Genomic DNA, 315 nt, shown 5'->3' on the forward strand with positions numbered 1-315 from the left:
GCAGCAGCCGTGTGCCCGGAGGGGAAAGAGTTCCCCAACAAGTTTGTGATTCCCAAAGATGGCCGGTACAGCAGGTAGTGCTTCAGCCCTTGCACTGACAAGACCGTGCCCGCCACTACTATGACCGCGCGCAGTCCAAGAATGTAGCGGCGCCTGCATAGGGCGACCGCTGCTGCCAGGACCATGATGATGGCTATGGATGGGACCGACACGGTTCCCAATACTGCCTTGTCGTACCCGCCGAGGGTGTCCACCAGTTCGCTCATGGCTTCCATGGCAATGGCGTCTACCAGTTGTCCGATGCGAGTACCGACG

1 pseudogene is annotated in these 315 nt (G+C 59.7%); it reads right to left on the reverse strand.

Annotated features, from left to right (window positions below):
• Positions 1-275, reverse strand: a pseudogene (locus QP381_RS08775) (phosphatase PAP2 family protein); the annotation flags it as partial.
• Positions 276-315: the final 40 nt, after the last annotated feature.

Source organism: Pauljensenia sp. UMB6358, from assembly GCF_030216865.1.
In the GTDB taxonomy this organism is placed as follows: Bacteria; Actinomycetota; Actinomycetes; order Actinomycetales; family Actinomycetaceae; genus Pauljensenia; species Pauljensenia turicensis_A.